Below are 26,737 nucleotides of genomic sequence, written 5' to 3' on the forward strand. Positions count from 1 at the left end.
GGGGCGGGATTCACTCCCTCCCCTTCCACGCAGGGAGGACGTCGTGAAGAAGTACCTGACGACTGCGGAAGTCGCCGAGCGCTACCGCACCTCACCCGCAACCATCCGCTACTGGCGATACGCCGGAACCGGCCCGCAGTGCTTCATCAGGCGCGGTCGACATGTTCTGTACGACGGTGAGGCGCTCGACAAGTACGACGCCGAAGAGATCCGAGGCCGACGCGCGGCCTGACCCGGAACAGCATGAACCCCACCAGGAGCCGGCCACTTTGTGGCCGGCTCCGCTAGCTCCCTGCTGCTTCCGCAACAGGCGAAGAGGAACTGATGGCTGACGTGTACGACCGCTGGCACCTGTCCCGCCCGCCGGCCGACGCCGAGCCGTGCGAGGCGCACAGCAGCAAGACCCAGACCGTGTTTCCCAGCTCCGAGCATGGCGTAGGGCAGCGATGGCAGGTGCGCTACCGGGATTTGTCCGGCAAGCAGTGCAAGGAGAACTTCGAGAAAAGGACGGCTGCGGATTCCCGGGCCGCGAAGGTGAAGGCCGAACTCGACGACGGCACGTTCGTGAACCGGGAGCTGGGCAAGCAGAAGTTCCGGGACATCGCTGAACGCTGGCGGGAGATGGCCATACACCGTGAGCGGACCGAGACGAACGTCGAGCGGGCCCTACGGCTGCACATCTACCCGACGTTCGGCAATCGGGAGATCGGCCGGATCCAGCGGTCAGACGGACAGAAGTGGATCAAAGAAAGGTCTGGGGTCATTGCTCCGTCGAGCTTCGCGACACCCTGGAACGTCTGCACCAGCATCCTGAAGATGGCCCACCAAGAGGGGATCATCCCGAAGTACCCATGGGAGGGGTTGAAGCCCCCCGAGGTCTTCTATCCGGAGATTCACCCGCTCCACCCGGAGGCAGTGAAGGCGCTGATCGTGACCGCGTCTCCCCGCTACCGCGCGTTGGTGAGGCAGGCTGCATCGACGGGTCTGCGGCAAGGTGAGTTGTTCGGGCTGGAGGACGAAGAGCCTGCCGAGACCGTGACGGTCAAGCAGCAACTGATTGGCCCCGACAAGGGGGTGCCCTACCTCGGGGAGCCGAAGACCAAGCAGAGCTACCGGTCTGTTCCCCAAGGGCGTTCAGTCGTGGACGAGATCGCCCGGCATCGAGAGGAGTTTCCGCCGCGGGTCGTCTACATCGAGGATCGGACGAATCCGAGAAAGCCTGTGTGGCGCCACGCTCGCTTGCTCTACACCAGCGCGACCGGTGGGGCGATCCGGCGTGGTAGCTGGGCGAAGTTGTGGGCCCGCAACGTGAAGCGGGCGAACACCTACTTGGAGAAGTCCGGCAGCAAGGTCCGTGTCCCCGAGGACACGACCCTTCACGATCTGCGGCACTTCTACGCCTCGGTCCTGATCAAGAACGGGGCGACACCGAAGCAGGTGCAGATGAGGCTTGGTCACGCCAAGCCATCAATCACGCTGAACGTGTACACCCACTTGTGGGAGGCGGAGGCGGACCGGACTGCCGACATGATGGAGGCGGTCCTGAGCAATGTGCCCTGACTGTGCCCTCTGACGCCTCGGTATGGTCGACTTCCCAGCTCAGGAAGTCGGCCATACACCCTGTGCGGGGGTGCCGCCCTCTTTGATCATGCTGTTTCGACGAGTACGGCCTCGTACGTACGCCCGTAGCCACTCGATGTGCGTCACCTCGGGCTCGGTCCCTCCGCGCCAGGCTGTTCGAAGGTCCAGCCGCTCCACCGCTCGACCCGGACGGCGACCACAGGGCCCTGGGGCGGGGATTCCTGGTACTGCTCGTACTTGCCGCACAGTGACGCCACCGCGCGGTGGCGCTCCTGCTCGTCCTCAAGCACCTCGCCGCGGCCGTCTGCTCGTGCCCACCACAGGTGCGACCAGTTCTCGTCGTAGTGGTCGACCAGGACCGCCACCGAGGGGTTCGCCCGGATGTTGGCCAACCGGCGCAGCTTCCACGTGCTTTTGGGCTTGTGGTCCACCGCGAAGTACAGGACCTCGTCCAGCACGACGAAGGTCACCGGTACCGCATGGGGTACGCCGTCGGCATCCGCGGTTGCCAGCCGGGCAACGGGGGACGCGACGAATCGGTCCCGAGCTTCGCGCGGTGCGAGTTTCATGGGTTCCACCGTAGTGAGGCGTCCGTGGCGCCCGAGTGCACCCGCGCCCACCTCTCGTAGGTTCCTGGGCTCCCGGCCCCCGGGCCTTCTACGCTGGACCACAGGACGGCACCGCACATGCACTCCGAAGGGAGTTCGGTCATGGCCGGCTGGAGCGTGGACGACATTCCCGACCGGGCCGGCCGCGTCGCCGTGGTCACCGGGGCCAACAGCGGGATCGGGTACGTCACCGCGCGGGAGCTCGCGCGCAAGGGGGCGCGGGTGGTGCTCGCGTGCCGGAGTGAGGTGCGGGGGAGCGCGGCCGCCGATCGGATCGTCGCCGAAGTCCCGGGCGCGGTGGTCGAGTTCGCCCGGCTCGATCTCGGGGACCTGGGGTCCGTACGGGAGTTCGCGGCCGGATTCCCGTACGACCGCCTCGATCTGCTCGTCAACAACGCCGGGGTGATGGCGCTGCCGTACGGGACGACGGCGGACGGGTTCGAGACGCAGTTCGGGGTCAACCATCTGGGGCACTTCGCGCTGACCGGCCTGCTGGCACCCTCGCTGCTCGGGACGCCCGGTGCCCGTGTCGTCACCGTTGCCAGCATGGTGCACGCCCTGGCCAACATCGACATCGACGACCTCAACAGCGGGCGCCGGTACCGGCGTTGGATCGCCTACGCCCGCTCCAAGACCGCCAACCTGCTGTTCACGCACGAGCTGGCGCGCAGGCTGGCGGCGCACGGCGCGGACGTGGTGGCGGTCGCCGCGCACCCTGGATACGCGGCCACCAACCTGCAGGGAGTCGCACCCCGCATGGAGGGACGCCGGCTTGCCGGGCGGGTGATGGAGATCGGCAACCGGGTCTTCGCGCAGTCGGCCGAGGCGGGCGCTCTGCCCACGCTGCACGCGGGGACCGCCCCCGACGTGTCGCCCGACTCCTTCACCGGACCGTCGTTCATGATGTGGCGCGGATCGCCCGCCCCGTCGTGGCGGGCGCCGTGGACGCTCAACGACGAGGCGGGGGAACGGCTTTGGGGTGCGTCCCAGCGGCTGACGGGTGTCTCGTACGAGCAGCTGAAGGCCTGACGCGACAAGGCTCCCGTCCCGGCCGGTGACCGACGGTCTGGACGGTCACCAGGACGTCGTATCTGACCAAGCTGGTCGTCGACACGGACGCGGTGGTGCGGGCGCCCGCCGGCAGGAGCCTCCCCCTCACCGTCGACGGCACGGTCACCGCCCTCGACCCGGGCGCCACGCACGCCGGGGCCCTCGTGCTCACCGTCGACTGAGCACGCCGCCTCTCAGGCCGTCGCCCCGCTGTCCACCACCAGGTCCGCGCCCACCACCGACGCCGCGTCGTCCGAGGCCAGGTAGAGGATCGCCGCGGCCACCTCCTCTGTGGCCGAGATACGGCCGAGGGGGAGCGTGGCCCGTGCGCGCTCGGTGCGGTCGGGCACCGTCTCGCCGGGGCGCAGGGACATGGGGGTGTCGGTCGCGCCGGGGCTGACCACGTTGATGCGGACGCCGTCGCGGATGTGGTCGAGGGCGGCGCCCCTGCTGAGCGCGGCGACGGCGGCCTTGGAGGCGGCGTACGCGGCGGCTCCGGGCACGCGCGTGTGGGCGCCGAAGGTGGAGGCGACGTTCACGATGGCGCCGCCGGACGGCTGGGCGCGCATCCGGTGGATCTGGGCTTTGAGGGCGAGGAAGACCCCGGTGACGTTGATGTCGAGTTGAGTGCGCCAGTCCTCCTCGGACAGGTCCGCCAGGGGGCCGCCGCGGAAGACGCCCGCGTTGTTGACCGCCACGTCGAGCGAGCCGAAGGCCTCGACCGCCGCCTCGACCAAGGCCTCGGCATCCTGTGCGCGCGAGACGTCGGCCGTCACCGCGAGCGCCTTGCCGCCCTGGTCCTCGATCAGCCGGACCGTCTCGTCGAGCGGTTCCCGCCGGCGTCCGGCCACCACGACCCGCGCTCCCTCGACGGCGAACGCGAGGGCGGTGGCGCGGCCGATACCGGATCCGGCACCGGTGACGAGAACGGTCCTGCCGGAGAAGCGGGTGCCTCCGGTGCGCGTGGTGATGGTCATGATCTCCCCTTTTCTTGACTGATCGGTTCAGTATGAGAGCAGAGAAAGGCGCCCCTCCTGGCGGGAGGGTGGGTGTCAGTCGAGCAGTGTCAGCGCCTGCTCCGCCGCGTCCCGGACGCGGGCCGGGTCCGCGGACGCCTTGCCGACGACGCGCAGGCCCTGCAGCAGCACCAGCAGCATGCGGGCGAGGGTGAGCGGATCGCGGCCGGCCGGCAGTTCGCCCTGGGCCTGCGCGCGGACCAGTGCCGAGTGCAGCACGGTCTCGAGCTGATCCCAGTTGCGCTCGACGCGCCGGGCGGCCGCCGGGTCGTGCGGGGCGAGTTCGCTCGCCGTGTTGGTGACCAGGCAGCCGTGCAGGCGCAGTTGCCCGTCGGACGCCTCGGCGGCATACCGCCGTACGACCGCTCGTACGGCGGGCAGCGCGGGGCCCGGCTGGGACAGCTCCCGCACGATCGGCGGGAGCCCTGCCCGGTCGTAGCGCTCCAGTGCCTTCAGGTACAGCTCGTGCTTGCTGCCGAAGGTCGCGTAGATGCTGGCGCGTCCGATGCCGAGGTGGTCCACCAGGTCGGACATCGACGTCGCCTCGTAACCGCGCTGCCAGAACAGCTCCAGGGCTGCCTGCAGCGCGGCGTCCGGATCGAACTCCTTGGTCCTGGCCACGTACCGCAGCCTAGATCCAACGAGAACGATCGGTCAATAAAAGGCTTCGTCAGCTCGCCCGCACCTCGTACGTCGCCACCCGCACCGACTCGTCGTCCAGGCACTGCCCGGAGCGCAGGTCGAAGCGCTGCTTGAGCAAAGGTGAGGCGACGAACGAGCCGCTCTGGTGGGTGCCGATCAGGCCGCGGGAGAGGACCGCCGCGCCGCCGAAGGGGTCGCGGTTGTCGATGGCGTACAGCTCTCCCGCGCGGTCGCGGAACAGGGCCACCTGGCGGCCGTCCGGCAGCAGGGCCGCGACGCCGCGGCCCGGCAGCAGCGCGCTCAGGTCGCAGACCGTGAACCAGCCGTCCTCAAGCTGCAGTTGGACCTTCAGGTCGGTCGTCTCGGGTGCCAGAGTCATCGCTGGGCGCTTCCTTCCAGGGGGCGGTGGCCGATGGTCAGCAGCGGCAGGTCGGGCTTGATCTGGTCGCGCTCCGGGACGAAGCCGACGACCGGGTCCGGGGTGTCCGGTGCGTTCACGAAGGACACGAACCGGGCCAGCTTCTCGGGGTTGTTGATGGTGGTCGCCCACTCGTCGGCGTAGTTCGCGACGTGCGCGGCCATCAGGGACTCCAGCTCCTCGCAGATGCCGAGGGAGTCCTCCACGACCACGTCCCGCACGTGGTCCAGGCCGCCGGGGATCCGCTCCAGCCAGGTCGACGTGCGCTCCAGGCGGTCGGCGGTGCGGATGTAGAACATCAGGAACCGGTCGATCAGGCGCACCAGTTCGGCGTCGCTGAGGTCCTGTGCGAGCAGGTCGGCGTGGCGCGGGGTGGCGCCGCCGTTGCCGCCGACGTACAGGTTCCAGCCGTTGGCGGTGGCGATGATGCCGAAGTCCTTGGACTGCGCTTCCGCGCACTCGCGGGCGCACCCGGAGACCGCGGACTTGAGCTTGTGCGGGGACCTGAGCCCCCGGTAGCGCAGCTCCAGGTCGATCGCCATGCGGACGGAGTCCTGGACGCCGTAGCGGCACCAGGTCTGGCCCACGCAGGACTTGACGGTGCGCAGCGCCTTTCCGTAGGCGTGGCCGGACTCGAAGCCCGCGTCCACCAACCTCGCCCAGATCAGCGGCAGTTGTTCGACGCGTGCGCCGAACATGTCGATCCGCTGGCCGCCGGTGATCTTCGTGTAGAGGCCGAAGTCGCGGGCGATCTCGCCGATCACGATCAGGCCCTCGGGGGTGATCTCACCGCCGGGGATGCGCGGGACGACCGAGTACGAGCCGTTCTTCTGCAGGTTGGCGAGGAAGTGGTCGTTGCTGTCCTGCAGGGAGGCCTGCTCGCCGTCCAGGACGTAGCCGCTCGCGCCGATCGTCGGGGCGAGGGAGGCGATGATCGAGGCGGCCGCCGGCTTGCAGACCTCGCAGCCGTCGCCGCCCTTGGCCTCGTCGCGGCCGTAGCGGTCCAGCAGGTCCTGGTAGGTGTTGATGCGCAGGGCGAGGACGATCTCGTAGAGCTCCTCGCGGGTCTGCGAGAAGCAGCCGCACAGGCCCTTGTCGACCTCGACGCCGCTCGCCTCCAGCTCGGCGGTGACCAGCTGGCCGAGGACCTTGACGCAACTGCCGCAGCCCGTACCGGCCTTGGTGCACTTCTTCACCTCGGGCACGGTGGTGCAGGAGTGCTCCGTCACCGCGCCGCGGATCGCGCCCTTGGACACGTTGTGGCAGGAGCAGATGATCGCCTCGTCCGGCAGCGCGGACGGGCCGAGCTGGGCGCCGCCGCCCGAACCGGCGGGCAGGACAAGGGACTCCGGCGAGACCGGCGGGACCGAGCCGGTGAACGCCTTCAGCGTGCCGTACGCGTCCGCGTCGCCGACCAGGATGCCGCCGAGCAGCGTGCCGTCGCGGCCGATGACCAGCTTCTTGTACAGGCCCGAGCGGGAGTCGGAGTAGACGACGTCCAGGCAGTCCTCGGTGGCGCCGTGCGCGTCGCCGAAGGACGCCACGTCCACCCCGAGCAGCTTCAGCTTGGTCGACAAGTCGGCGCCGACAAAGGCGGCTTCGTCGGACGCGATGGTCGCGGCGGCCGTCTCGGCCTGCTCGTAACCGGGGGCCACCAGGCCGTACACCCGGCCGTCGGAGGCCAGCGCGCACTCGCCGATCGCGAAGACGTGCGGGTCGGAGACCGTACGGCACTGCTCGTCGACGGTGATGCCGCCGCGCTCGCCGACCGTCAGGCCGCTGTCGCGGGCCAGTTGGTCGCGGGGGCGGACACCGGCGCTGAACACCACCAGGTCGGTGGCGAGTTCGGAGCCGTCGGACAGCTTCATGCCGGTGACCGCGCCGTCCTCGCCGACCACGATCTCCTGGGTGCCCACGCCGGTGTGGACGCTCAGGCCCATGTCCTCGATGGTGCGCAGCAGCGCGGCGCCGCCGCCCTCGTCGACCTGCACCGGCATCAGACGCGGCGCGAACTCCACGATGTGGGAGGTGAGTCCGAGACCCTTCAGCGCGCCCGCGGCCTCCAGGCCGAGCAGACCGCCGCCGACCACGGCACCGGTGGTGCGGGTCTTCGCGTACTCCTCGATCGCGAGGAGGTCCTCGATCGTGCGGTAGACGAAGCAGCCCTCGGCGTCCTTGTTCGGGACGGGCGGTACGAAGGGGTACGAGCCGGTGGCGAGGACGAGGGTGTCGTACGCGAAGACCTGGCCCGACCTGGCCGTGACGTTCTTCGCCTCGCGGTCGATCGTCTGAGCCGGGTCGCCGACGTACAGCTCGATGCCGTGGTCGTCGATGAACTCCATGTCGGTCATGGAGAGTTCCTCGGGCGTCTTCCCGGAGAAGTACGAGGTGAGCTGCACGCGGTCGTAGGCGGGACGCGGCTCCTCGCACAGGACGACCACGCGGTGCGTGGCGGTCAGGCCGCGTTCGGCGAGCGCTTCGAGGAAGCGCTGGCCGACCATGCCGTGGCCGACGAGCACGATCGTGGGGGTGGCCCCCAGGGTGGCGGTCATCAGGAGCCTCCATCGTTGGTGAGCAGGTGGAGCAGTGGCCCGCCGTCGGAGGGGAGCGGCTCTGCTCCCTCCCAGGCGCGGGCGAGCGCGCCGACGGTGCCGAGTTCGCCGACGAGGACCCCGCCGACCAGGCGGTCGTCGCGGACGACGACCTTGCGGTAGGTGCCGCGGGTGGCGTCGGCCAGCTGGACGACGTCGTCGCCGGGGCGGGCCTCCGTCTCGCCGAACGCGGCGAGGTCGAAGGCGCTCTGCCCGGCGAGCGTGAGCCGGGTCAGCGCACGGGTGCCGGTGTACCGGGCGTCCGCCGTACCGGACAGCAACTCGGCCAGGACCTCGGCCTGTTCGAGCGCCGGGGTGGCGAGCCCGTACACGTTCCCGTCGTGCTGCGCGCAGTCGCCGATCGCCCGGATGTGCGGGTCGGAGGTGCGCAGTTCGTCGTCGACGACGATTCCCTTGCGCACCTCGAGACCCGAGGTCTGCGCGAGACCGACACGGGGGTGGACCCCGCAGGCCAGGACCACGAGGTCGGCGTCGAGGGCGTACCCGTCGGCCATCTCGACCGAGCGGACCACACCGCCCACGCACCGCACGTCCCGCACGCGGCACTCGGTGTGGATCTCGACGCCGAGGTCCTTGAGGTGCCGGCGCACCAGCTTCGAGGCGCTCGGGTCGAGCTGGCGCTCCATGAGCCGCTCGCCCTGCTGGGCCAGGACGACCTGCGCCCCGCGCTGGGCGAGCGCGCGGGCCGCGGAGACCCCGAGGAGCCCGCCACCGATGACGACCGCCCGCACCCCCGGCCGTACGGCCTTGGACAGGCCCAGGCAGTCGTCCATCGTGCGGAACGCGTGCACGCCCTCGGGCAGCACGTGGTCCGGCGTGAACAGACCGCGCAGGGGCGGCAGTACCGGGTTCGAGCCGGTGGCCAGGACCAGCGTGTCGTATGCGATCTTCGAGCCGTCCGCGCAGTCGACGGTCCGCCCGGCGCGGTCGATGCCGGTGACCTGGGCGCGGGTCAGCTCCGCGGGCGACGGCAGCGCGATCACCTCGGGGCTGTAGCGTCCGGCCAGCACCTCGGCGAGCAGCACCCTGTTGTACGGGCGGTGCTCCTCCTCGCCGACGAGCGTCACGGGCGTGCCTAGCTCACCGAGCCGCCGGGCGAGACGGACGCCCGCGAGGCCGGCGCCGATCACCACCACACGCGTATTCGAGGTCATGTCCAGGAGCGTGCGTTGCCGGTGTTACCCGGCAGCATCACCTCTGTTTCCCGCGAGGAACGCTGCCCTCAGCGGCAGCCGGGCGAGGGTGTGAGGGTTCGGCGTGCGCGTCGGGGGCGTGGTGTGAGGTGGGCGGTGCCGGCCGTTTGCCGTGGACGGTGCGCGCCCACAAACGCGTGGACGGTGCACCCATCCCGTCCTTTAGGGTCGCGATCATGCCCGAGATATCGCTGACCATGCTCGCCGTCCTGTGCCTCGCCGCCCTGGCGGCAGGCTGGATCGACGCGGTGGTCGGCGGCGGGGGGCTGCTGCTCCTGCCCGTACTCCTCCTCGGGCTCCCGGGCGGCACCCCGGCCGCCTACGCGCTCGGCACCAACAAGGCCGTCGCCATCGTCGGCACCTCGGGCGCGGCGGTCACCTACGCCCGCAAGGCCACCGTGGACGTCCGCCTGGCCGTGCGCATCGGCCTGGCGGCCCTCGCCGGTTCCTCCGCGGGCGCCTTCTTCGCGGCCGGCATGAGCACCGACGTACTCAAGCCGGTGATCATGGTCGTCCTCCTCGCGGTCGCGGCCTTCGTGATCGTGCGCCCCGCCTTCGGCACGGCCCCCGCGACGGGCCCCGCCACCCGCCGCCAGATCCTCGCCGCGATCGCCCTCGCGGGCCTCGGCATCGGCTTCTACGACGGTTTCATCGGACCCGGCACCGGCACGTTCCTGGTGCTGGCCCTCACCGCCGTCCTCCACCTCGACCTGGTCACCGCCTCAGCCACCGCCAAGATCGTCAACTGCTGCACCAACGCGGGCGCCCTCGCGACCTTCGCCTGGCAGGGCACGGTGCTGTGGAAACTGGCCGCCCTGATGGCCGTGTTCAACCTGGCGGGCGGCACGGTCGGCGCGCGCACGGCGCTGAAGAAGGGCAGCGCCTTCGTACGGATCGTGCTGCTGACGGTGGTGTTCGGGCTGGTGGCGAACATGGCGTACGGACAGTGGCTCGCCTGAAAACGGGTGGAGGGCCCGCGCGCGGCCCCCTACCGTGACCCGCGTGACGACTCAGGTGATCGTGCTCAACGGCGGCTCCAGCTCCGGCAAGTCCGGGATCGTGCGGTGTCTGCAGGCGGTGCTGCCGGATCCGTGGCTGGCCTTCGCGATCGACGGGCTGGTCGACTCGATGCCCGTGTCCCTGCGGGACTCGCTGGTCGCGCCGGACGGCGGGGTGAGTGTCGGGCCGGAGTTCCGGAGGCTGCAGGACGCCTGGATGGCGGGGGTCGCGGCGACCGCGCGCGCCGGCGCCCGGATCGTCGTCGACGACGTGTTCCTCGGCGGCCCGCACTCCCAGGAAGGGTGGCGCAAGGCACTGACCGGCCTGGACGTGCTGTGGGTCGGCGTGCGCTGCGAGGCCGCGGTGGCCGCGGGCCGGGAGATCGGCCGGGGCGATCGCGCGCGCGGGATGGCCGAGACCCAGGCCGAACTGGTCCACAAGGGCGTCGTCTACGACCTTGAGGTGGACACCACCCACACCGAGTCCCTGGAGTGCGCGCGAGCCATCGCCGCACGCGTGGGCTGACGGCCGTACCGCTCAGCGGCTCCCCGTGAGGTGCGCGAAGACGACCACGTTCCCCTGGTAGCCGGTCGACCGCGAATAGCCCCCGCCGCAGGTGATCACCCGCAGCTCGGGGCGGTCGGCAGCGCCGTACACCTTCTCGTCGGGGAAGTGCTCGGCGTCGTACACCTCGACCGCGTCCACCGAGAAGAGCGCCGTCCCGCCGTCCCGCCGGTCCACCTCGATGCGGCTGCCCTTGCGCAGAGCGCCGAGGTCGTAGAAGACGGCGGGCCCGTCGGCGTTGTCGACGTGCCCCGCGACGACGGCGGTCCCCCGCTCGCCCGGGGTGGTGCCGGCCTCGTACCAGCCGGCGAGGTTCTTCTTCGCGGCCGGCGGTACGTCGAGACTGCCGGACGGGGTGAGGGCGAGGCCCGTGAGGGGGGCGTTCACGCGGATCGACGGGATGCGGATGCGGTCGGGCGGGGAGGGCGGCAGCGCGCGGGCGGCGGGCGGTTCGCCGTCCTGGCCTTCCTGGCCTCCTTGGCCCGCGCGGGCCGCCTGCGCGGCGGACGGCTGCGGCGGGGCGTGTGTGCCGGTGCCACCGCCGAGCAGCCATGCGCCCGAACACAGGGCGACCGCGGTGACGGCGCCTATCGCGGCGTTGCTGACTCTGCGCACGCGAGCCTCCTGCCTGGGGAAGCGGGTGGACCCTGGGGGAGTGGGTGGACCCGGTCCCCCTCCGGGCCGCGAGGGGCGTCGGACCCGGAGGGGGAGGGACTTGCGGTACCGGCGGACGGACAGCGGAGGGTGTCCGTCAGATCCCGTCGCCTCTCGCCCGGCGATGCAGGAGCCAGGTACCGCCCGCGGCGGCGACGGCGAGAGCCGCCACACCGGCCGCGGTCTGCACGGGATCGGGGCCCAGAGCGCCGCCGACCCCCGTCTTCACAATGCCCCGGGGCTCCTGCCCGCGTGCCGCGGTCAGGGTCACCACCAGGTCGCCCTTGACCTGCCGGCCGCCCTCGGCGCACTTCGCGACGATCTCGTACGTCCCCGGCTGCGCGCTCGGCGGCACCCGGAACTGCCCGATCGCCTCGTCCTCGTGTGTGCTCGGCGCCAGCGTGAAGGCACCGGCCCCCACCGCGCTGGCGTCGCCCGCGGCCGTACCGGCGTCGCAGTCCGCGGTGTTCACCGTGACCTGGCCGCCCGGTTCGGCAAAGGACGGGAACACCTCCAGGCTGCCGTCGCCGTCGTCCGCGTAGGCCGGCCCGGCCACGAGACCCGCGGCGGCGACGGCGAGCGCGGTACCGGTCAGCAGACGGGCGGTACGTCGCATCGGTGCTCCTTCGAGCTCTCTTCGGTGTCCTCTGCCCTTCCGAGGTAAGTCGCAGCGGCGCGAACCCGCTTCCTGAAGGTGCGTCAGAAATGTGGTGAATGGGTGTCAGATCGGCGCCCGGCAGGGGCGCTCGGGCGGACTTCCCGCAGGTCACCGGCGTAGCGCGAGGGCTTCGCGGAAGAGCACCCGAAGGGCGCAGGCCGCGCGTGTGAACGGGTGACCCGGCGATCGCGGCACGGGCTTGACCTCAAGGAAGGTCGAGGTACGAGGCTGTGGCGCATGGAGATCACAGATGCCCCTCTCGCCGTCACCCTGGTCGTCGGCAGCAACCGCCACGGCCGCTTCGGCCCCGTCGTCGCCGACTGGCTCCTGGACCGCCTGCGCGACCGGGACGACCTGGTCCCGGAGGTCCTCGACGTGGCCGACACGGACCTGCCTACGACCTTCGCCCCGACCCCCGAGGCGACCGCCGCCCTGACCGGGGTCACCCCGAAACTGGCGGCCGCGGACGCCTTCGTGGTCCTGACCCCCGAGTACAACCACTCCTACCCGGCCGGCCTCAAGAACCTCATCGACTGGCACTTCACCGAATGGCGCGCCAAGCCCGTCGCCCTCGTCTCCTACGGCGGTGTCTCGGGCGGTCTGCGCGCGGTCGAACACCTCCGCCAGGTCTTCGCCGAACTCCACGCGGTGACCCTCCGCGACACGGTGTCCTTCCACAACGCGGGATCGTCCTTCGCCGAGGGCAGGCTCAAGGACCCGTCGGGCCCGGAGGCGGCGGCGAAGGTGATGCTGGATCAACTGGTGTGGTGGGGGAGGGGGTTGAGGGAGGCTCGGGAGAGGCGGCCGTACGGGCAGTAGGCGGCTGCCGCACCTCTGCCGGCACCTCGACACCGCCCGCCGCCCCACATGCGGCTCCGTGGGGTGCGGACGGGAAGGCGGGTGGCAGCGGAGCCCAGCCATGCGCAGGACGCCGCTGCCACCGTATTTCCGTACCCGGACGGTCAGTTCAGGGACCGTCGGTTCACGGATGGTCAGTTCACATTGACGGCGCTCCAGGCCGCCGCGACCGCGTTGTACTCCGTACTGCCGGCCCCGTACAGATCCTTCGCCGCGCTCAGGGTCGCCGTACGCGCTCCCGCGTAGTTCGTCGACGAGGTCATGTAGACCGTCAATGCCCGGTACCAGATCTGGCCCAGCTTCTCCCGCCCGATGCCCGTCACCGTCTTGCCGTTGTACGTGGGGGAGTTGTAGCTGACGCCGTTGATCGTCTTCGCGCCGCTGCCCTCCGCCAGCAGATAGGCGAAGTGGTTCGCCACCCCGGACGAGTAGTGGACGTCCAGGTTGCCGACCGAACTGCTCCAGTAGTCGGCCGAGTTGCCGTCCTTGGACGGCTTGTCCATGTAGCGCAGGGCCTCACCGCCGAAGCCGGAGCGGACGATCTTCTCGCCGATCAGGTAGTCGCCGGGGTCGGAGGGGTTGCTCGCGGACCACTCCACCAGCGTGCCCATGATGTCCGACGTGGCCTCGTTGAGACCGCCGGACTCGCCCGAGTACGTCAGCGCCGCCGTCTTGGACGTCACGCCGTGCGTCATCTCGTGCCCGGCCACGTCCAGCCCCACCAGCGGCCCGAGCGTCGTACCGTCACCGTCGCCGTACGTCATGCAGAAGCAACTGTCGTCCCAGAAGGCGTTGTTGTACTTGTTGCCGTAGTGCACGCGGTTGTACGAGCCCTTGCCGTCGCCCGCGATGCCGTTGCGGCCGAACTCCTTCTTGTAGAAGTCCCAGGTCACATCGGTGCCGTACTGCGCGTCCACCGCGGCGGACGCGCGGTCGGCGCTCGTCCCGGTCCCCCAGTGGTTGTCCGCGTCGGTGAACACCGTCGACGGGGCGCGGGAGATGCAGATGCTGGTCAGGAAGCACAGGTCCGACTGGTTCGCCGCGTCACCCGTGTACGTGTTCCCGCGCGTCGGGTCCTTGAGCTGGTACGTCGACCCCGACAGCGTCGTGTTCAGCGGAACCGTGCCGCTGTACAGCGACTTGCCGTCGCCCGAGGCGGTCTCGATGTCGTCCCAGGCGTCTATCTGCGCGCCGCTGCGGGCGTCCGTGAGGACGGTGCGGGAGACCGGGTTGCCGAGGGAGTCCTTCGCCGCGACGCTCGTCCGCCACGCCAGCTTCGGTGCCCCGTGCAGGGCGTCGACGACCAACTGGGGCCTGGCCGTCAGCTTCTTCAGCGTCTCGCCGAGATTGACCGCGCGCAGGGCGTTCGCCGCGAGGTCGGCGGCCTTCGGGGCCGATATGGAGGGCACGATCGAGGCCAGGGATATCTTGGCTTTCGTCGCCCGGTTCGCGCTGCGGTACGCCCCGTCCGGCGCCAGATGGACCACGAAGTCGCCGCCGAGCACCGGAAGTTGACGGTACGTCCGGTCGTAGCGCACATGCTGGGTGCCGTCCTTGTCGACGACGACGTCCCGCACCTTCGTGCCCTCGTCGGAGGTGAGCCCGAGGCTCGTGGCGTGCTCCAGAAGCGCCGATGCCGCGTTCTCGATCGCGCCGGTCCTGGTCGGTCTGTCGGCCGCGACGGCGGCGGGAGAGAGCGCGGCGGCCAGCAGGGTGGCGGCGGTCGCGGCCACGCCGGCGGTGGCGAGACGACGGGAACCCCGGACGTCGATCCGTATCCGACTCAAGCGATCTCCTCGGGAAGGCGCCAACGGGCGCGTGGGGGGAACGGCGCTGGTGTTGACCATGATTTAAGGGGCCATGACAGACCAAGGTCCATAGCGCGTACGAGGAGGTATGTGAGGAGAGAGAATCGTTTTTGTGAGACTCCCGTTCTTCGTCTACGGCACCCTCCTCCCCGGCGAGGTCAACCACGACCTGTTCCTGCGCGGCCGCACGCGGACCGAGGAACCGGGGCGTCTCGACGGCGCGGTGCTGTACGACGGCCCCGGCTACCCGTACGCCGTGGAGGAGCGCGGCGGCGTGGTGTACGGGGAACTCGTGACCGCGCGCCCGGAGGAGTACGAGCAACTGCTCGGCGCACTCGACCGGTTGGAGGACTACGCCCCCGGAGACCCGCGCAACCTCTACGAGCGCGTCGAACGCGAGGTCACCCGCGACGGCGCCGGCACCGCCGTACGCGCCTGGGTGTACGTGGCCGCACCCACCGTCGCCGCCCGCCTGCGCGCCCACGGAAAGCTGATCGAGAGCGGGGACTGGCGGGTCGGGTGAGTCGGCCCGGGCGAGCCCCCGGCCGTCAGCTCTGCCGTCCGTCGCAGACGGCGGTTCCGTCCACCGTGCGCGGGACCCGCGACCCGCAGGCGACCATCTTCCAGTCGAGCCGCAGCGTGTACGGGTCTCCGTTCACGTGGTAGTCGATCCACGCGGTGTCGATGTAGCCGCCCTGCCTGCCCACGTCCAGGACGAAGAGCAGCTCGGTGAAGCCCGTTCCTTCCTTGTCCTGGTCGGCGCAGCTCTGGGTGATACGGCTGCCCGCCCGGGCGTCCTTGTAGTCGCCGGGTGCCTTGCGCTGCTGGAAGTGCGGCGGTGTCCCCAGGGCGGCGCCGATCTGGCCGGCGTCGACGGTCGCCTTCCACAACTGCGGGGTGACGGTGCGCAGTTTCAGTGAGACCGACTTCGGCTTCACCGGCGTGCGGTAGCGGATGCCGTCGATGGTGATCGGGTCCCCGTCGGTCGAGCAGAGCAGATAGCTGCCGAAGGTCACCGCCCACGGAGCCTTCTTCGGTGCGTAGACCGAGGTGGTGCCCGTGTCGGTGTGGGACTGCAGCGGGCCGTCCCCGCTGACGTGCTCCACGCGGTCGTCACCGAACGGCCAACCGGTCAGCAGGGACACGGTCACCGCCACGGCCGCCGCGGCGGCGGCCAGGATCAGCACGGTCCTTCCCCTGCGGCCGCGACGGAGCCGCCGTGCGGGCACGGCGGCTTCCTCGCGCGTGGAGCCGGTGGTCACAGTTCCTCTTGGATGCGGTTGTAGTACTGCTGCACCTTGGACGCGTAGGCCGGCTTGTCCGTGTTGCCGCACAGCGAGTCGTGCCCGGCGTCCATCTTGTAGCTGAGTGTGGAGCCCTTGGTGTAGGTCCGCGAGGTGCTCAGATCGATGCCGATCACCGAACTGAACTTGACGCCGCCGGAGGCGGAGTACGCCTTGCCGGTGGACTTCGTCCAGGTGCCGGCCGGCATGTCGAAGGTGCACTTCGCACGGGACAGCCAGTACGGCGGGTTGGCGTTCACGTGGATCGTCTTGACGCCGCCGGTCTCCGAGACGGCCTTCACCTTGCGGTTGATGATCACGCCGCCGCAGTCGTACTTGTACTTGAAGTAGCGCACCTCGGCCCGGTACGCGATGTTCGGGTTGGTGTCGGGGTCCCACTGGAAGTCGAAGCCCTTGGTGTTGGCGACCGAGGCGCTGCCGGACGCGGACCACTTCGTGCCGTCCGTGGTGATCCCCGCGCCGTAGGTGACCTCGGAGCCGTTGCTGTGGGTCATCCAGGCCGTGCCGCGCTTGGTGCCGAAGCCCGGGGCGGCCGGGAAGCCCTCCCCGATGGTGCCCCAGACGTCGTTCTGGCCGATCTTCGTGGTCGTGCAGGTGTCGGCGCGGGACAGGAAGGCGGCCCTCGCACCCTTGGGCGCCTTGCCCAGGTGCACCTTGACCTTGGGTGCCCGGCTCGCGGCGGAGCGGGCGGTCGCGGTCCGGCCGGAGGCGAGCGGGTCGGCCCAACTCCGGGCCGTGGCGGACCGGGTGGCCGCCGCGCTGCCGACGAGCCGCACGGACTGGGTCGTCCACGCGTAGCTGTCGCTCTGCGGGTCGTAGATTTCCAGTTCCAGCGACACCAGGCCGTTCGAGCCGATGTAGCGGTCCGGCACATCGGCGGGAGCAACCGCGACGCTGAACGAGTTGCCGGTGGTGCTGATCCCCGCCGTGGGCAGCTTCAGCATCGCCACCTTCGCACCGTCGGCGAGATCGGCCGTCTGCGTGGCCGGCAGGTCGGCGCGCAGCGTGAACCGGGCCCGGTCCAGCGGTATCTGCGTGTCGATCGTCCCCGTGAACGCCACCGGGTCCCCGGTCGCCGCCTGGGAAGCCGGCACGTTGACGAGGCCGGCGACGGCCAGGGTGCCCAGTGCGAGCGCAGCGAGTTTCCTCGCGGTCATGTGATGTCCCCCTTGAGGCGCACGTGGAGAAGAAGCGCGCCGGAAAAGTGCGCGAGTGCGCAGAAACCAGAAGGGTGGTCAGCCCTTCCGGCCATGTGGTCGTCGTGAACATATCAGGCCACTGTGACCACTTAGTGTGTCGCGAACCACATGCGCCCCGTGCGGTCGGCCCTCGGCTACGACGGCGTCACCGTCTCCAGCCGCACCGCGCACGTCTTGAACTCCGGCATGCGCGAGGTCGGGTCGAGGGCCGGGTTGGTCAGGGTGTTGGCGCGGCCCTCGCCCGGCCAGTGGAAGGGCATGAAGACGGTGTCGGGGCGGATCGAGGTCGTGATGCGGGCCGGTGCCACCGCGCGACCCCGCCGCGACACCACCGTCACCGGGTCGCCCTCCGCCGCCCCGAGCCGCGCCGCCAGCCGCGGGTGCAGCTCCACGAACGGGCCGGGCGCCGCCGCGTTCAGCTCGTCGACGCGGCGGGTCTGGGCGCCGGACTGGTACTGGGAGACGACCCGCCCGGTCGTCAGCAGCACCGGGTACTCGTCGTCCGGCTCCTCGGCGGACGCCCGGTGCGCGACGGGAACGAACCGGGCCCGGCCATCCGCGGTGGCGAAACGGTCGAGGAAGAGGCGGGGGGTGCCGGGGTGGGCGCCGTCGGTCCCCTCGTCCCGTGCGGGGTCGTCCGGCAGCACGTCGAGCGCGGCGTCCTCGGCGTCGTCCGGCCCCGCCGGGCACGGCCAGAACACCCCGTTCTCCTCCGCCAGCCTCCGGTACGTGATCCCGGAGTAGTCCGCGAGCCCGCCCGCGCTCGCCCGGCGCAGTTCCTCGAAGACCTCCTCGGGATCGGTCGGGAAGCCCTTCTCCACGCCGAGCCGGTCGGCCAGTTCGTGCATGACCTCCAGGTCGCTGCGGATGCCCTCGGGCGGCGTGATCGCGCGCCGGCGCAGCAGCACCCGGCCCTCGAGGCTGGTCGTCGTGCCGGTCTCCTCGGCCCACTGGGTCACCGGCAGCACGACGTCCGCCAGGGCCGCAGTTTCCGACAGCACAACGTCACATACCACCAGAAAATCCAGCGACTTGACGCGCTCCTCGATGTGCCCGGCCCGCGGCGCCGACACCACCGGATTCGACCCCATCAGCAGCAGGGACCTGATGTCCGTACCCAGCGCGTCCAGCAGCTCGTACGCACTGCGTCCCGGTCCCGGAAGGCTGTCCGGGTCCACGCCCCACACCTCGGCCACGTGCCGCCGCGCCGCCGGATCGTCCAGCTTGCGGTAGCCGGGCAACTGGTCGGCCTTCTGGCCGTGTTCGCGTCCGCCCTGTCCGTTGCCCTGTCCGGTCAGACAGCCGTACCCGGACAGGGGGCGGCCCGCCCGGCCGGTCGCCAGGCAGAGGTTGATCCAGGCGCCGACCGTGTCCGTGCCCTTGGACTGCTGCTCGGGCCCGCGGGCCGTGAGCACCATGGCGGCCTCCGGCTCGCAGAACAGCCGTACGGCTTCCCGGAGTTGGGGAACGGACACACCCGTGATCCGCTCCACGTACTCCGGCCAGTGCGCCATCGCCGCGGCCCGCGCGTCCTCCCAGCCGGCCGTGCGCTCTTGGACGTACGCCTCGTCGACCCGCCCCTCGGCCACGATCAGGTGCAGCAGACCGAGCGCCAGGGCCAGGTCCGTGCCCGGGCGCGGGGCCAGGTGCAGGTCGGCCTGCTCGGCGGTCTTCGTGCGGCGCGGATCGACGACGATCAGGGTGCCGCCGTTCTCGCGCAGCTCGTTGAAGAACCGCAGTGCCGGCGGCATCGTCTCCGCGAGGTTCGACCCGACGAGGATCACGCAGCCCGTCTTCGGGATGTCCTCCAGCGGGAACGGCAGCCCGCGGTCGAGCCCGAACGCCTTCATCCCGGCCGCCGCCGCCGAGGACATGCAGAAGCGCCCGTTGTAGTCGATCTGCGAGGTGCCGAGCACCACCCGCGCGAACTTGCCGAGCGTGTACGCCTTCTCGTTCGTGAGGCCGCCCCCGCCGAAGACACCGACCGCGTCCGGGCCATGTTCCGTACGCGTTCGGCGCAGTTCCCCGGCGATCCGGTCCAGTGCCTCGTCCCAGGTGGCGGGCACCAGCTCGCCCTCGGAGCGCACCAACGGGGAGGTCAGGCGCACCCGGGACGAGAGCAGGGCCGGCGCCGTACGGCCCTTGCCGCACAGCGCACCCCGGTTCACCGGGAAGTCCGCGCGCTCGCTCACCTCGACCGTGCCGTCCGGCGCGGGCGTCAGGTTCATCCCGCACTGCAGGGCGCAGTACGGGCAGTGGGTGGGCGTCACGGAGGTCTGCATGCCCTTCAGCGTGCTTCGGCCGTGTTACGTGCGGGACGGCTCCCTGTTACGCGGGCGCGACGGCGACCTCCCCACGCGGGCCCGGCCGGCGTGAGACGCACAGTGATCCACCCCTGAGTCGTCGCAGGCCGGGACGGAAGTTGCCCATGGGGCAGAAGACGCCACATGTGGCTCATTCCGTCCCGTGGTTGGCCGATCACGCCTTGTTGAGAGTTGAAGAGCCGCTACTACAGTCGTCCCGCGCAAGACCCCGCACGGCGTTCGAAATACCGGGCATGCGGCCGCTCCCCCCGGACATGTCACCGACTCTCGAAGCAGCCTGGAGGTCCCCCGATCATGCCTCTGCGCCATCTCACCCCCCATGATCAGCACCGCTTCCGGCAGTACGGCCGCGGCCCCGCCGTCCCCGTCCCGGACCCCCTGATCCACCGTGCCGTGGAACGCCGGGCCGCGGCCGCCCCGCACGCCGTCGCCGCCGAGCACCACGGCGGAACGATCACCTACGGCGAGCTGAACCGCTACGCCGACGCCCTCGCCGCCCGCCTGGCCCGCGAGGGCGTACGGCCCGGCGATCACGTCGGACTCTTCGTACGCCGCTCGATCCCGATGCTCGTCGGCCTGCTCGGCATCCTGAAGGCGGGCGCCGCCTACGTCCCGCAGGACATCGGCCTCGCGCCCGCGGCCCAGCTCACCCACGTCATCCGCACCGCCCGCACCCGCGTGATCCTCACCGTCGCGGACCACGCGTCCCGCGTGCCGCTGCCCGCCGGGCACCGCCTGATCTCCCTCGACACCGAGCCGCTCCCGCACACCCCCGGCCCCCGACCGACGATCCGCCCCGACGACGGCTGCTACGTCCTGTTCACCTCCGGCACCACCGGCCGCCCCAACGGCGTGAAGGTCACCCACCGCAACGTCGCCAACATCCTCCTCACCGAGCCCGGCGCCCTCGGCATCCGCCCCGGCGACCGCGTGGCCCAACTCCTCAACATCGCCTTCGACATGGCCGCCTGGGAGATCCTCGGCTGCCTCGCCCACGGCGGCACCCTCGTCATCCGCGGCAAGGACATCGCGGCCGCCGCCCGCACGGCGGACGTGATCGTCGCCACCCCGACCGTTCTGTCCGGCATCGACCCGGCGGCCTGCCCGCGCGTCCGCGCGGTCGCCGTCGCCGGTGAGCCCTGCCCGCGTCCGCTCGCCGACCGCTGGGCGAGACGGGCGGCCTTCTTCAACTGCTGCGGCCCGACGGAGACGACGATCGTCAACACGATGAGCCGCCACGACCCGGCAGCCCCGCTCCTCACCATCGGCCGCCCGACCCCCAACAACACCGTGTACGTCCTCGACGCCGACCTCCGCCCGCTCCCCATCGGCGAGACCGGCGAGATGTGGGCGGGCGGCGACGGTGTCTCGGCCGGCTACTTGGACAACGACCGCCTGAACGCCGACCGTTACGCTCCTGACCCCTTCCTCGGCCCCGGCCACCGCATGTTCCGCACCCGCGACCTCGGCCGCTGGACCGCCGACGGCGAGCTCGAACACCTCGGCCGCACCGACGACCAGGTCAAGGTGCGCGGCTTCCGGGTCGAACTCGACGCCGTCTCCTCGGTGTTGGAGTCCTTGGGCGGCTGCGTGCGTGCGGTGACCCTGAAGCGGGACGCGCGCAGCCTCGTCTCCTTCGTCTGCCCCGCCGACGTCGACCCGGACGCGGCCCGCCGGGCGGTGGCGGACGCGCTGCCGTACTACTGCGTGCCCTCGGAGGTTCTGCCGCTCGCGTTCCTCCCCGAGACCGACCGTGGCAAGATCGACAAACCGGCGCTGCTGAGGCTGGCCGAGGAGCGCACGGCGGTGGCCCGATGACGACGGCACCCGCGCGGAAGACCGTCGAGCTCCCGCCGCTCACCTCCGCACCCGGACGGCTCCTCAAACACCCGCGACTGATGCACCACAACCGGCTGGCGGCGCTGGTCCTGGTACTCAACGCGACGTACGCGGTGGTGAGTTGGCCTCTGTCTGCACGGGAGCTCGCGCACGCGTCCCTCGCCGGCCTCGCCCTCGCCGTCCTCGTCCGTCAGCAGTACGTCATCAACCTGCTGTTCAGGATGGCCACTTGGCCGTCGACGAACTGGCCGCTGAAGGTCCGCTGGACGCTCGGCAAGGTGTACCACTTCGGCGGGCTGCATGTCGGCGGGGCGTTGGCGGGGTCGGTCTGGTTCCTCGCGCTGACGGTGCAAGAGGGCAACGAGCCGTCGGCGGTGGTGGGTTGGGCCCTCGTGGCCCTCCTGGCGGTCATCGTCGCCACCGCGCTGCCGCCCTTCCGCACCCGCCACCACGACCACTTCGAGAAGATCCACCGGTTCGGCGGCTGGACGGCCCTGATCCTGTTCTGGGCGCACACCCTGCTGTCCGGAGCCGGCCCCGTCTCCGTGACCGTGCTCGCCGTGGTGACCTTCAGCGTCGCCCTGCCCTGGCTGCGTCTGCGCAAGGTCGACGTCCGCCTCGAACGCCCCTCCTCGCACGTGGTGTTGGCCCGCTTCGACCACGGCGAGACCCCCTTCGCGGGCTCGTCCACAGCCATCAGCCGCAGCCCGCTCAGGGAATGGCACTCCTTCGCGAACGTCCCCGCCCCCGGCCGGCCCGGCTTCCGGCTCACCATCTCCCGGGCCGGCGACTGGACGGGCTCCTTCATCGACGACCTGCCCGAGCGCGTCTGGGTCAAGGGCATCACCACCGCCGGGGTCGCCAACATCGAGACCCTGTTCACGAGGGTCGTATACGTCGCGACGGGCAGCGGCATCGGCCCCTGCCTGCCCCACCTGCTGGCCGCCGAGGTCCCCTCCCGCCTGGTCTGGGCGACCCGCGAGCCCCGCACGACCTACGGCGACGCACTCGTCGACGAGATCCTCGCCGTCCAGCCGCACGCCCTCATCTGGGACACCTCCCGGCACGGCAAGCCCGACATGGTGCGCCTCGCGTACGCCGCGTACCGCGACTTCGGGGCCGAGGCGGTGATCTGCATCTCCAACAAGAAGCTGACCTGGCAGGTGGTGCACGGCCTGGAGCAGCGCGGCATTCCCGCGTACGGCGCCATCTGGGACTCGTAACTCCCCCGTCCGGAAGGGAAGTCGATGAACAACCTCAAACTCGAACGTCATGGCGGCGTCGTCACCGTCCGCCTGCACCGCCCGCACGTCCTCAACGCGCTCAGCGCGGAACTGCTCGCCGAACTCCTCGATACCCTGCGCCCGTTGGACGAGAACCCGGAGATCGGCTGCTTCGTCGTCACCGGTTCGGAGAAGGTGTTCGCGGCGGGCGCCGACATCAAGGAGATGTCCTCGAAGACGGCTGTCGAGATGGCCGCGGAGGACTACTTCGCCGCCTGGGAGGACTTCGCCGATCTGCGCACCCCGAAGATCGCCGCCGTCAACGGGCATGCCCTGGGCGGCGGTTGCGAACTGGCGATGATGTGCGACCTGGTGATCGCGGGGGAGTCGGCGGTCTTCGGGCAGCCGGAGATCAAGCTGGGCGTGATCCCGGGCATCGGCGGCACCCAGCGGCTGACCCGGCTGGTCGGGCGTGCCAAGGCGATGGACCTCGTCCTCACCGGCCGCACGATGGACGCGAGGGAGGCGGAGCAGTCGGGCCTCGTGTCCAGGGTCGTCCCCGACGAACGCGTGCTCCCCGAGGCCCTGGAAGCCGCCGCCACCATCGCCTCGCATGGCCGTACGGCGATCCGGACCGCCCGCGAGTGCGTCGACCGAGCCCTGGAGACCGGCCTCAGCGACGGCATCCGCTTCGAACGCCGCGTGTTCCACGCCCTGTTCGCCACACACGACCAGAAGGAGGGCATGAACGCGTTCCTGGAGAAACGCGCCCCCCGCTTCAACGGGCGCTAGCCGTCGGCTTCGACGGACGGCTGGACGGCGGCTTCGACGGACGGCTGGACGTCGACCTCAGCGGGCACTGGCGAGCGCCTTCGACACCCCCGGTTCCTTCGGGCCGAGGAACCGGGGATCGGGGTGGAACACCGCGTCCAGGGCCGCCTTGCCCGCCGCGAAGATCTCGCGGGTACCGCCGTAGTACCAGGTCACGTCGTGCTTCGCGTCGACCCCGACGCCGTACGACGTCACGCCCGCCGCCTGGCAGAGCGCGACCGCCCGCCGGATGTGGAAGCCCTGGCTGATCAGTACGGCCCGGTCGACACCGAAGATCTTCTTGGCGCGGACGCAGGAGTCCCAGGTGTCGAAGCCCGCGTAGTCGCTGACGATCTGAGAGTCCGGTACGCCGTGCCTGGTCAGGTAGGTGCGCATGGCGTCGGGCTCGTCGTAGTCCTTGCGGCTGTTGTCTCCGGTGACGAGCACGACCTCGATACGGCCCTCGCGATACAGGTCGGCCGCCGCGTCGAGGCGGTTCGCGAGGTACGGGGAGGGCTCGCCGTCCCACAGGCCGGCGCCGAAGACGACGGCGACCTCGGTGCGGGGTGCGTCGGCCGTCGTGCGCAGCCGGTCGCCGGTCACGACGTACATCCACGTCGCCGGCAGCAGCGCGAGCACGCACCCGGCCGTCACGGCCTGCACCAGCTTCCGCTGCCCGGCACGCGTGCGTGGCAGGCGCGGTCTGCGCAGCTTGGGTCGGCGCATCGGACGGTCCCCTCCCGGTCGGCTCCTCAGCCCGTATTTCGACAGTCAGAGACGTCCTGTCAGGCCCCGCGGTTCGATGCGCGATACGTGACCAGATTCACTCCGGAGAGTGAAACCGCTGGTCACATCACCTCACACACCCCCTACGCCCCACCGTGAACCGCCGGAAAACACCCGTCATTCCCGCGCAACGGAGCGGCAACCTCCCGCCGCCACCATCGGTCCATGACGCCGACGCGTAAGTCTCAGGCTCCTCGCGACGAGTCCACGACCCAGCCCGGTGCGGCCCTGCCACTCCAGGCGGCCCACCTCGACAGTACGGCGCACCTCATGAACCGGATCAGCAGCCAGCTCGCCAGCCAGCTCAGCCTCGTCTCCCTCAACGGCAGACGGCGCCCCGGCCCGCCCGCGCTGGTCGTCGTGGCGCACGGCAGCCGCGACCCGCGCGCCCTGAGCACCGTCCGCACGCTGCTGGACCGCATCCGCGAGCAGCGCCCCGGCCTGCCGGTCCACCTCGGCCACATCGAACTGAACGACCCCCTGCTCCCCGACACCCTCGCGGGCCTCGGCACCGGCGAGGCGGTCCTCGTCCCGCTCCTCCTCAGCCGCGGCTACCACGTCAAGCAGGACATCCCCGAGATGGCCGCCGCGTCCGAGGCACGCACGCGCGTGGCCGCCCCGCTCGGCCCGCACCCCCTCCTCGTGGAGACCCTGACCGCACGCCTCGTCGAGGCCGGCTGGCGCACCCGCATGGACGCGGCGACCCGCCGCACCAGCGCCGTGGTGCTGGCCGCCGCGGGCTCCCGGGACCCCGAGTCCAAGATCGACACCAACCGCACGGCCCAGCTGCTGGCCGAGCGCCTGGGCGTCCCGGTGGTCCCCGCCTACGCCAGCACGGCCGCACCCAGGGTCGAGGACGCGGTCCGCGCCCTCACTGCGAGGGGCCGCCACCGGGTCGCCATCGCCTCGTACTTCACCGCCCCGGGCCGCTTCGCGACGGAGTGCGCGGAGGCAGCCCCCGGAATCGCCTCGGCCCCCCTGGGCACGCACCCCGCGATGGCCCAGCTGGTCCTCCACCGCTACGACCAGGCATGCGCAACCCCGGCTGCAATCACGGAGCCCGCACTGGCCTCGGCTTGAAACCCCGGTGACAGAACCGCCGGATCTCTTGAGGGGCGCGGGCCTGTGTCACCATGCGGCTCCGCCGCGGGTCGCGACCAGTCCAAGACACCCGCACTCGCCACACAACAGATCGCGGCAGACGAACGGGCGCACCCCAATTGTCAGAACGTGCCCGTACTGTCGAGGCATGGAAGGCACCTCACTCCCCGCTGCTTACGACCCGACGTCAGTCGACCGCTGGGCCCCCGAGCCGGACAAACGCCCCGGCCGCACAGCCTTCCAACGCGACCGCGCCCGCATCCTGCACTCCTCGGCGCTCAGAAGGCTCGCCGGCAAGACCCAGGTGGTCACCCCGGGAACCCGCAGCCAGGTCTGGGACGCCAGTCCCCGCACCCGCCTCACCCACTCCCTGGAGTGCGCCCAGGTGGGCCGCGAGCTGGGCGCGGCCCTCGGCTGCGACCCCGACCTCGTCGAGGCCGCCTGCCTCTCCCACGACCTCGGCCACCCGCCCTTCGGCCACAACGGTGAACAGGCCCTCAACGAATTCGCCGAGGACTGCGGCGGCTTCGAGGGCAACGCCCAGTCGCTGAGACTCCTCACCCGCATCGAACCCAAGCGCTTCACCGCCGAAGGCTCCGTCGGCCTCAACCTCACCCGAGCCGTCCTGGACGCCGCCACCAAGTACCCCTGGCCCCGGGGCACCCACCCCACCGACCCCGAGTCCCCCAAGTTCGGTGTCTACGAGGACGACCGCCCCGTCTTCGACTGGGTCCGCAAGGGCGCTCCCGGCTCCCGTACCACCTTCGAGGCCCAGGTGATGGACTGGTCGGACGACGTGGCGTACTCGGTGCACGACGTCGAGGACGGCCTGCACGCCGGCCACATCGACCCCAACTGCCTGCACGCGGAGCCCGAGAGACAGGCGGTCTTCGCGGTCGCCATCGGACGCTACGTGCCCGCGGACACCGACCCCGCCGAACTCGGCGCCGCCCTGGACCGCCTCCAGGACCAGGAGTGGTGGCCGCACGGCTACGACGGCTCCGCGGTCGCCCAGGCCCGCCTCAAGGACGCCACCAGCCAGCTCATCGGCCGTTTCTGCCTCGCCGCCGAGGCCGCCACGCGCGCGGCGTACGGCACCGGCCGCCTCACCCGCTACGGCGCCGAACTCGTCGTACCGCACGAGACCCGGCTGGAGTGCGCGGTCCTCAAGGCGGTCGCCGACCGGTACGTCATGCAGCGGGCCGAGCAGGAGCGGCTGCGCGCCGACCAGCGGATCGTGGTCGCCGAGCTGGCCGAGGCGCTCACGGCTCGCGCTCCGGACGGCCTGGACCCGCAGTTCCGGGCGCTGTTCGACCAGGCCCGCGACGACCGCGCCCGCAAGCGGGTGATCGTCGACCAGATCGCCTCCCTGACCGACGCCTCGGCCCGTTCGCTTCACGCGCGCCTGACGGGGCACCCGAGAAACTGAGGGGGCGCGGGTGACTCCGAACGAGCCCGATTGTGACCCTCCGTGGCCTGATCGGGCCACT

The 26,737-nt window shown here is 71.0% G+C and carries 25 protein-coding genes; 12 read left to right on the plus strand and 13 right to left on the minus strand.

Annotated elements, in window-relative coordinates:
- Window positions 1-43 precede the first annotated feature (43 nt).
- The gene (locus OG303_RS33270; protein ID WP_405873070.1) at window positions 44-232 is read left to right on the plus strand and encodes a helix-turn-helix domain-containing protein; all 189 of its coding nucleotides are present in this window, start codon (window positions 44-46) and stop codon (window positions 230-232) included.
- A 92-nt stretch (window positions 233-324) separates the two neighbouring features.
- Window positions 325-1,560, plus strand: a complete 1,236-nt coding sequence (locus OG303_RS33275) for a tyrosine-type recombinase/integrase (RefSeq protein ID WP_405873071.1) — start codon at window positions 325-327, stop codon at window positions 1,558-1,560.
- Between the two features lie 143 nt (window positions 1,561-1,703).
- Here the strand turns inward: OG303_RS33275 and OG303_RS33280 are convergent, their stop codons facing one another.
- On the minus strand, window positions 1,704-2,150 hold the full coding sequence (locus tag OG303_RS33280; protein WP_405873073.1) for a TIGR03668 family PPOX class F420-dependent oxidoreductase: 447 nt from the start codon (window positions 2,148-2,150) through the stop codon (window positions 1,704-1,706).
- 141 nt (window positions 2,151-2,291) lie between these two features.
- Between OG303_RS33280 and OG303_RS33285 the strand changes: the two genes are divergently transcribed.
- On the plus strand, window positions 2,292-3,218 hold the full coding sequence (locus OG303_RS33285; protein ID WP_405873074.1) for an oxidoreductase: 927 nt from the start codon (window positions 2,292-2,294) through the stop codon (window positions 3,216-3,218).
- A 215-nt stretch (window positions 3,219-3,433) separates the two neighbouring features.
- Here OG303_RS33285 and OG303_RS33290 read toward each other — a convergent pair whose 3' ends face one another.
- The 5 genes from OG303_RS33290 to OG303_RS33310 all read right to left on the minus strand — a co-directional run bounded on the left by OG303_RS33290 (window position 3,434) and on the right by OG303_RS33310 (window position 9,081).
- Window positions 3,434-4,216 (minus strand): SDR family NAD(P)-dependent oxidoreductase, encoded by a 783-nt coding sequence (locus OG303_RS33290; RefSeq protein ID WP_405873076.1) that lies wholly within the window; start codon window positions 4,214-4,216, stop codon window positions 3,434-3,436.
- 75 nt (window positions 4,217-4,291) lie between these two features.
- On the minus strand, window positions 4,292-4,876 hold the full coding sequence (locus OG303_RS33295) for a TetR/AcrR family transcriptional regulator (RefSeq protein ID WP_405873077.1): 585 nt from the start codon (window positions 4,874-4,876) through the stop codon (window positions 4,292-4,294).
- Between the two features lie 49 nt (window positions 4,877-4,925).
- On the minus strand, window positions 4,926-5,276 hold the full coding sequence (nirD, locus tag OG303_RS33300) for a nitrite reductase small subunit NirD (RefSeq protein WP_405873079.1): 351 nt from the start codon (window positions 5,274-5,276) through the stop codon (window positions 4,926-4,928).
- A complete protein-coding gene (gene nirB / locus OG303_RS33305) occupies window positions 5,273-7,867 on the minus strand; it encodes a nitrite reductase large subunit NirB (protein WP_405873080.1) in 2,595 nt (864 codons plus the stop codon). The genes nirD and nirB overlap by 4 nt, the downstream gene beginning before the upstream one ends.
- Window positions 7,867-9,081 carry an NAD(P)/FAD-dependent oxidoreductase gene (locus OG303_RS33310; RefSeq protein ID WP_405873082.1) on the minus strand — a complete coding sequence of 405 codons (1,215 nt, stop codon included), beginning with the start codon at window positions 9,079-9,081 and terminating at the stop codon, window positions 7,867-7,869. The genes nirB and OG303_RS33310 overlap by 1 nt, the downstream gene beginning before the upstream one ends.
- A gap of 215 nt (window positions 9,082-9,296) precedes the next feature.
- Here OG303_RS33310 and OG303_RS33315 point away from each other — a divergent pair, with 215 nt between their 5' ends.
- Both OG303_RS33315 and cpt read left to right on the plus strand, forming a co-directional pair.
- The gene (locus tag OG303_RS33315) at window positions 9,297-10,079 is read left to right on the plus strand and encodes a sulfite exporter TauE/SafE family protein (RefSeq protein ID WP_405873084.1); all 783 of its coding nucleotides are present in this window, start codon (window positions 9,297-9,299) and stop codon (window positions 10,077-10,079) included.
- A gap of 43 nt (window positions 10,080-10,122) precedes the next feature.
- Window positions 10,123-10,644 carry a chloramphenicol phosphotransferase CPT gene (gene cpt / locus OG303_RS33320; RefSeq protein WP_405873085.1) on the plus strand — a complete coding sequence of 174 codons (522 nt, stop codon included), beginning with the start codon at window positions 10,123-10,125 and terminating at the stop codon, window positions 10,642-10,644.
- Window positions 10,645-10,656: 12 nt separating this feature from the next.
- On the opposite strand, the gene OG303_RS33325 is transcribed toward cpt, so the two are convergent.
- Window positions 10,657-11,298, minus strand: a complete 642-nt coding sequence (locus tag OG303_RS33325) for a class F sortase (protein WP_405873086.1) — start codon at window positions 11,296-11,298, stop codon at window positions 10,657-10,659.
- 136 nt (window positions 11,299-11,434) lie between these two features.
- On the minus strand, window positions 11,435-11,953 hold the full coding sequence (locus tag OG303_RS33330; protein WP_405873087.1) for a hypothetical protein: 519 nt from the start codon (window positions 11,951-11,953) through the stop codon (window positions 11,435-11,437).
- A 279-nt stretch (window positions 11,954-12,232) separates the two neighbouring features.
- Between OG303_RS33330 and OG303_RS33335 the strand changes: the two genes are divergently transcribed.
- Entirely contained in the window at window positions 12,233-12,814 is a 582-nt protein-coding gene (locus OG303_RS33335) for an NADPH-dependent FMN reductase (protein WP_405873088.1), read from the plus strand.
- A 173-nt stretch (window positions 12,815-12,987) separates the two neighbouring features.
- On the opposite strand, the gene OG303_RS33340 is transcribed toward OG303_RS33335, so the two are convergent.
- Entirely contained in the window at window positions 12,988-14,640 is a 1,653-nt protein-coding gene (locus OG303_RS33340; RefSeq protein WP_405873089.1) for a M4 family metallopeptidase, read from the minus strand.
- A gap of 133 nt (window positions 14,641-14,773) precedes the next feature.
- Between OG303_RS33340 and OG303_RS33345 the strand changes: the two genes are divergently transcribed.
- Entirely contained in the window at window positions 14,774-15,184 is a 411-nt protein-coding gene (locus OG303_RS33345; protein WP_405873091.1) for a gamma-glutamylcyclotransferase family protein, read from the plus strand.
- 25 nt (window positions 15,185-15,209) lie between these two features.
- On the opposite strand, the gene OG303_RS33350 is transcribed toward OG303_RS33345, so the two are convergent.
- From OG303_RS33350 to OG303_RS33360, 3 genes are all read right to left on the minus strand, one after another.
- Window positions 15,210-15,923, minus strand: coding sequence for a hypothetical protein (locus OG303_RS33350; protein WP_405873092.1), 714 nt, complete (start codon window positions 15,921-15,923; stop codon window positions 15,210-15,212).
- Complete coding sequence (locus OG303_RS33355; RefSeq protein ID WP_405873094.1) at window positions 15,920-17,122, minus strand: hypothetical protein; 1,203 nt, start codon at window positions 17,120-17,122, stop codon at window positions 15,920-15,922. The genes OG303_RS33350 and OG303_RS33355 overlap by 4 nt, the downstream gene beginning before the upstream one ends.
- A gap of 176 nt (window positions 17,123-17,298) precedes the next feature.
- The gene (locus tag OG303_RS33360) at window positions 17,299-19,446 is read right to left on the minus strand and encodes a molybdopterin oxidoreductase family protein (RefSeq protein WP_405873096.1); all 2,148 of its coding nucleotides are present in this window, start codon (window positions 19,444-19,446) and stop codon (window positions 17,299-17,301) included.
- Between the two features lie 336 nt (window positions 19,447-19,782).
- Between OG303_RS33360 and OG303_RS33365 the strand changes: the two genes are divergently transcribed.
- From OG303_RS33365 to OG303_RS33375, 3 genes are read left to right on the plus strand one after another with little or no spacing between them, the layout of a single operon-like run.
- Window positions 19,783-21,306 carry an amino acid adenylation domain-containing protein gene (locus tag OG303_RS33365; protein ID WP_405873097.1) on the plus strand — a complete coding sequence of 508 codons (1,524 nt, stop codon included), beginning with the start codon at window positions 19,783-19,785 and terminating at the stop codon, window positions 21,304-21,306.
- Window positions 21,303-22,550, plus strand: coding sequence for a hypothetical protein (locus tag OG303_RS33370; RefSeq protein WP_405873098.1), 1,248 nt, complete (start codon window positions 21,303-21,305; stop codon window positions 22,548-22,550). The genes OG303_RS33365 and OG303_RS33370 overlap by 4 nt, the downstream gene beginning before the upstream one ends.
- Before the next feature lie 24 nt (window positions 22,551-22,574).
- Window positions 22,575-23,342: an enoyl-CoA hydratase-related protein gene (locus OG303_RS33375; RefSeq protein WP_405873099.1), complete on the plus strand. Its 768-nt coding sequence runs from the start codon at window positions 22,575-22,577 to the stop codon at window positions 23,340-23,342.
- A gap of 57 nt (window positions 23,343-23,399) precedes the next feature.
- Here OG303_RS33375 and OG303_RS33380 read toward each other — a convergent pair whose 3' ends face one another.
- A complete protein-coding gene (locus OG303_RS33380) occupies window positions 23,400-24,086 on the minus strand; it encodes a vancomycin high temperature exclusion protein (protein ID WP_405873100.1) in 687 nt (228 codons plus the stop codon).
- A gap of 330 nt (window positions 24,087-24,416) precedes the next feature.
- Here OG303_RS33380 and OG303_RS33385 point away from each other — a divergent pair, with 330 nt between their 5' ends.
- Complete coding sequence (locus OG303_RS33385; RefSeq protein WP_405877618.1) at window positions 24,417-25,226, plus strand: sirohydrochlorin chelatase; 810 nt, start codon at window positions 24,417-24,419, stop codon at window positions 25,224-25,226.
- A gap of 169 nt (window positions 25,227-25,395) precedes the next feature.
- Entirely contained in the window at window positions 25,396-26,676 is a 1,281-nt protein-coding gene (locus OG303_RS33390) for a deoxyguanosinetriphosphate triphosphohydrolase (protein WP_405873102.1), read from the plus strand.
- Window positions 26,677-26,737: the final 61 nt, after the last annotated feature.

Source organism: Streptomyces sp. NBC_00005 (assembly GCF_045160215.1).
Taxonomy (GTDB): Bacteria; Actinomycetota; Actinomycetes; order Streptomycetales; family Streptomycetaceae; genus Streptomyces.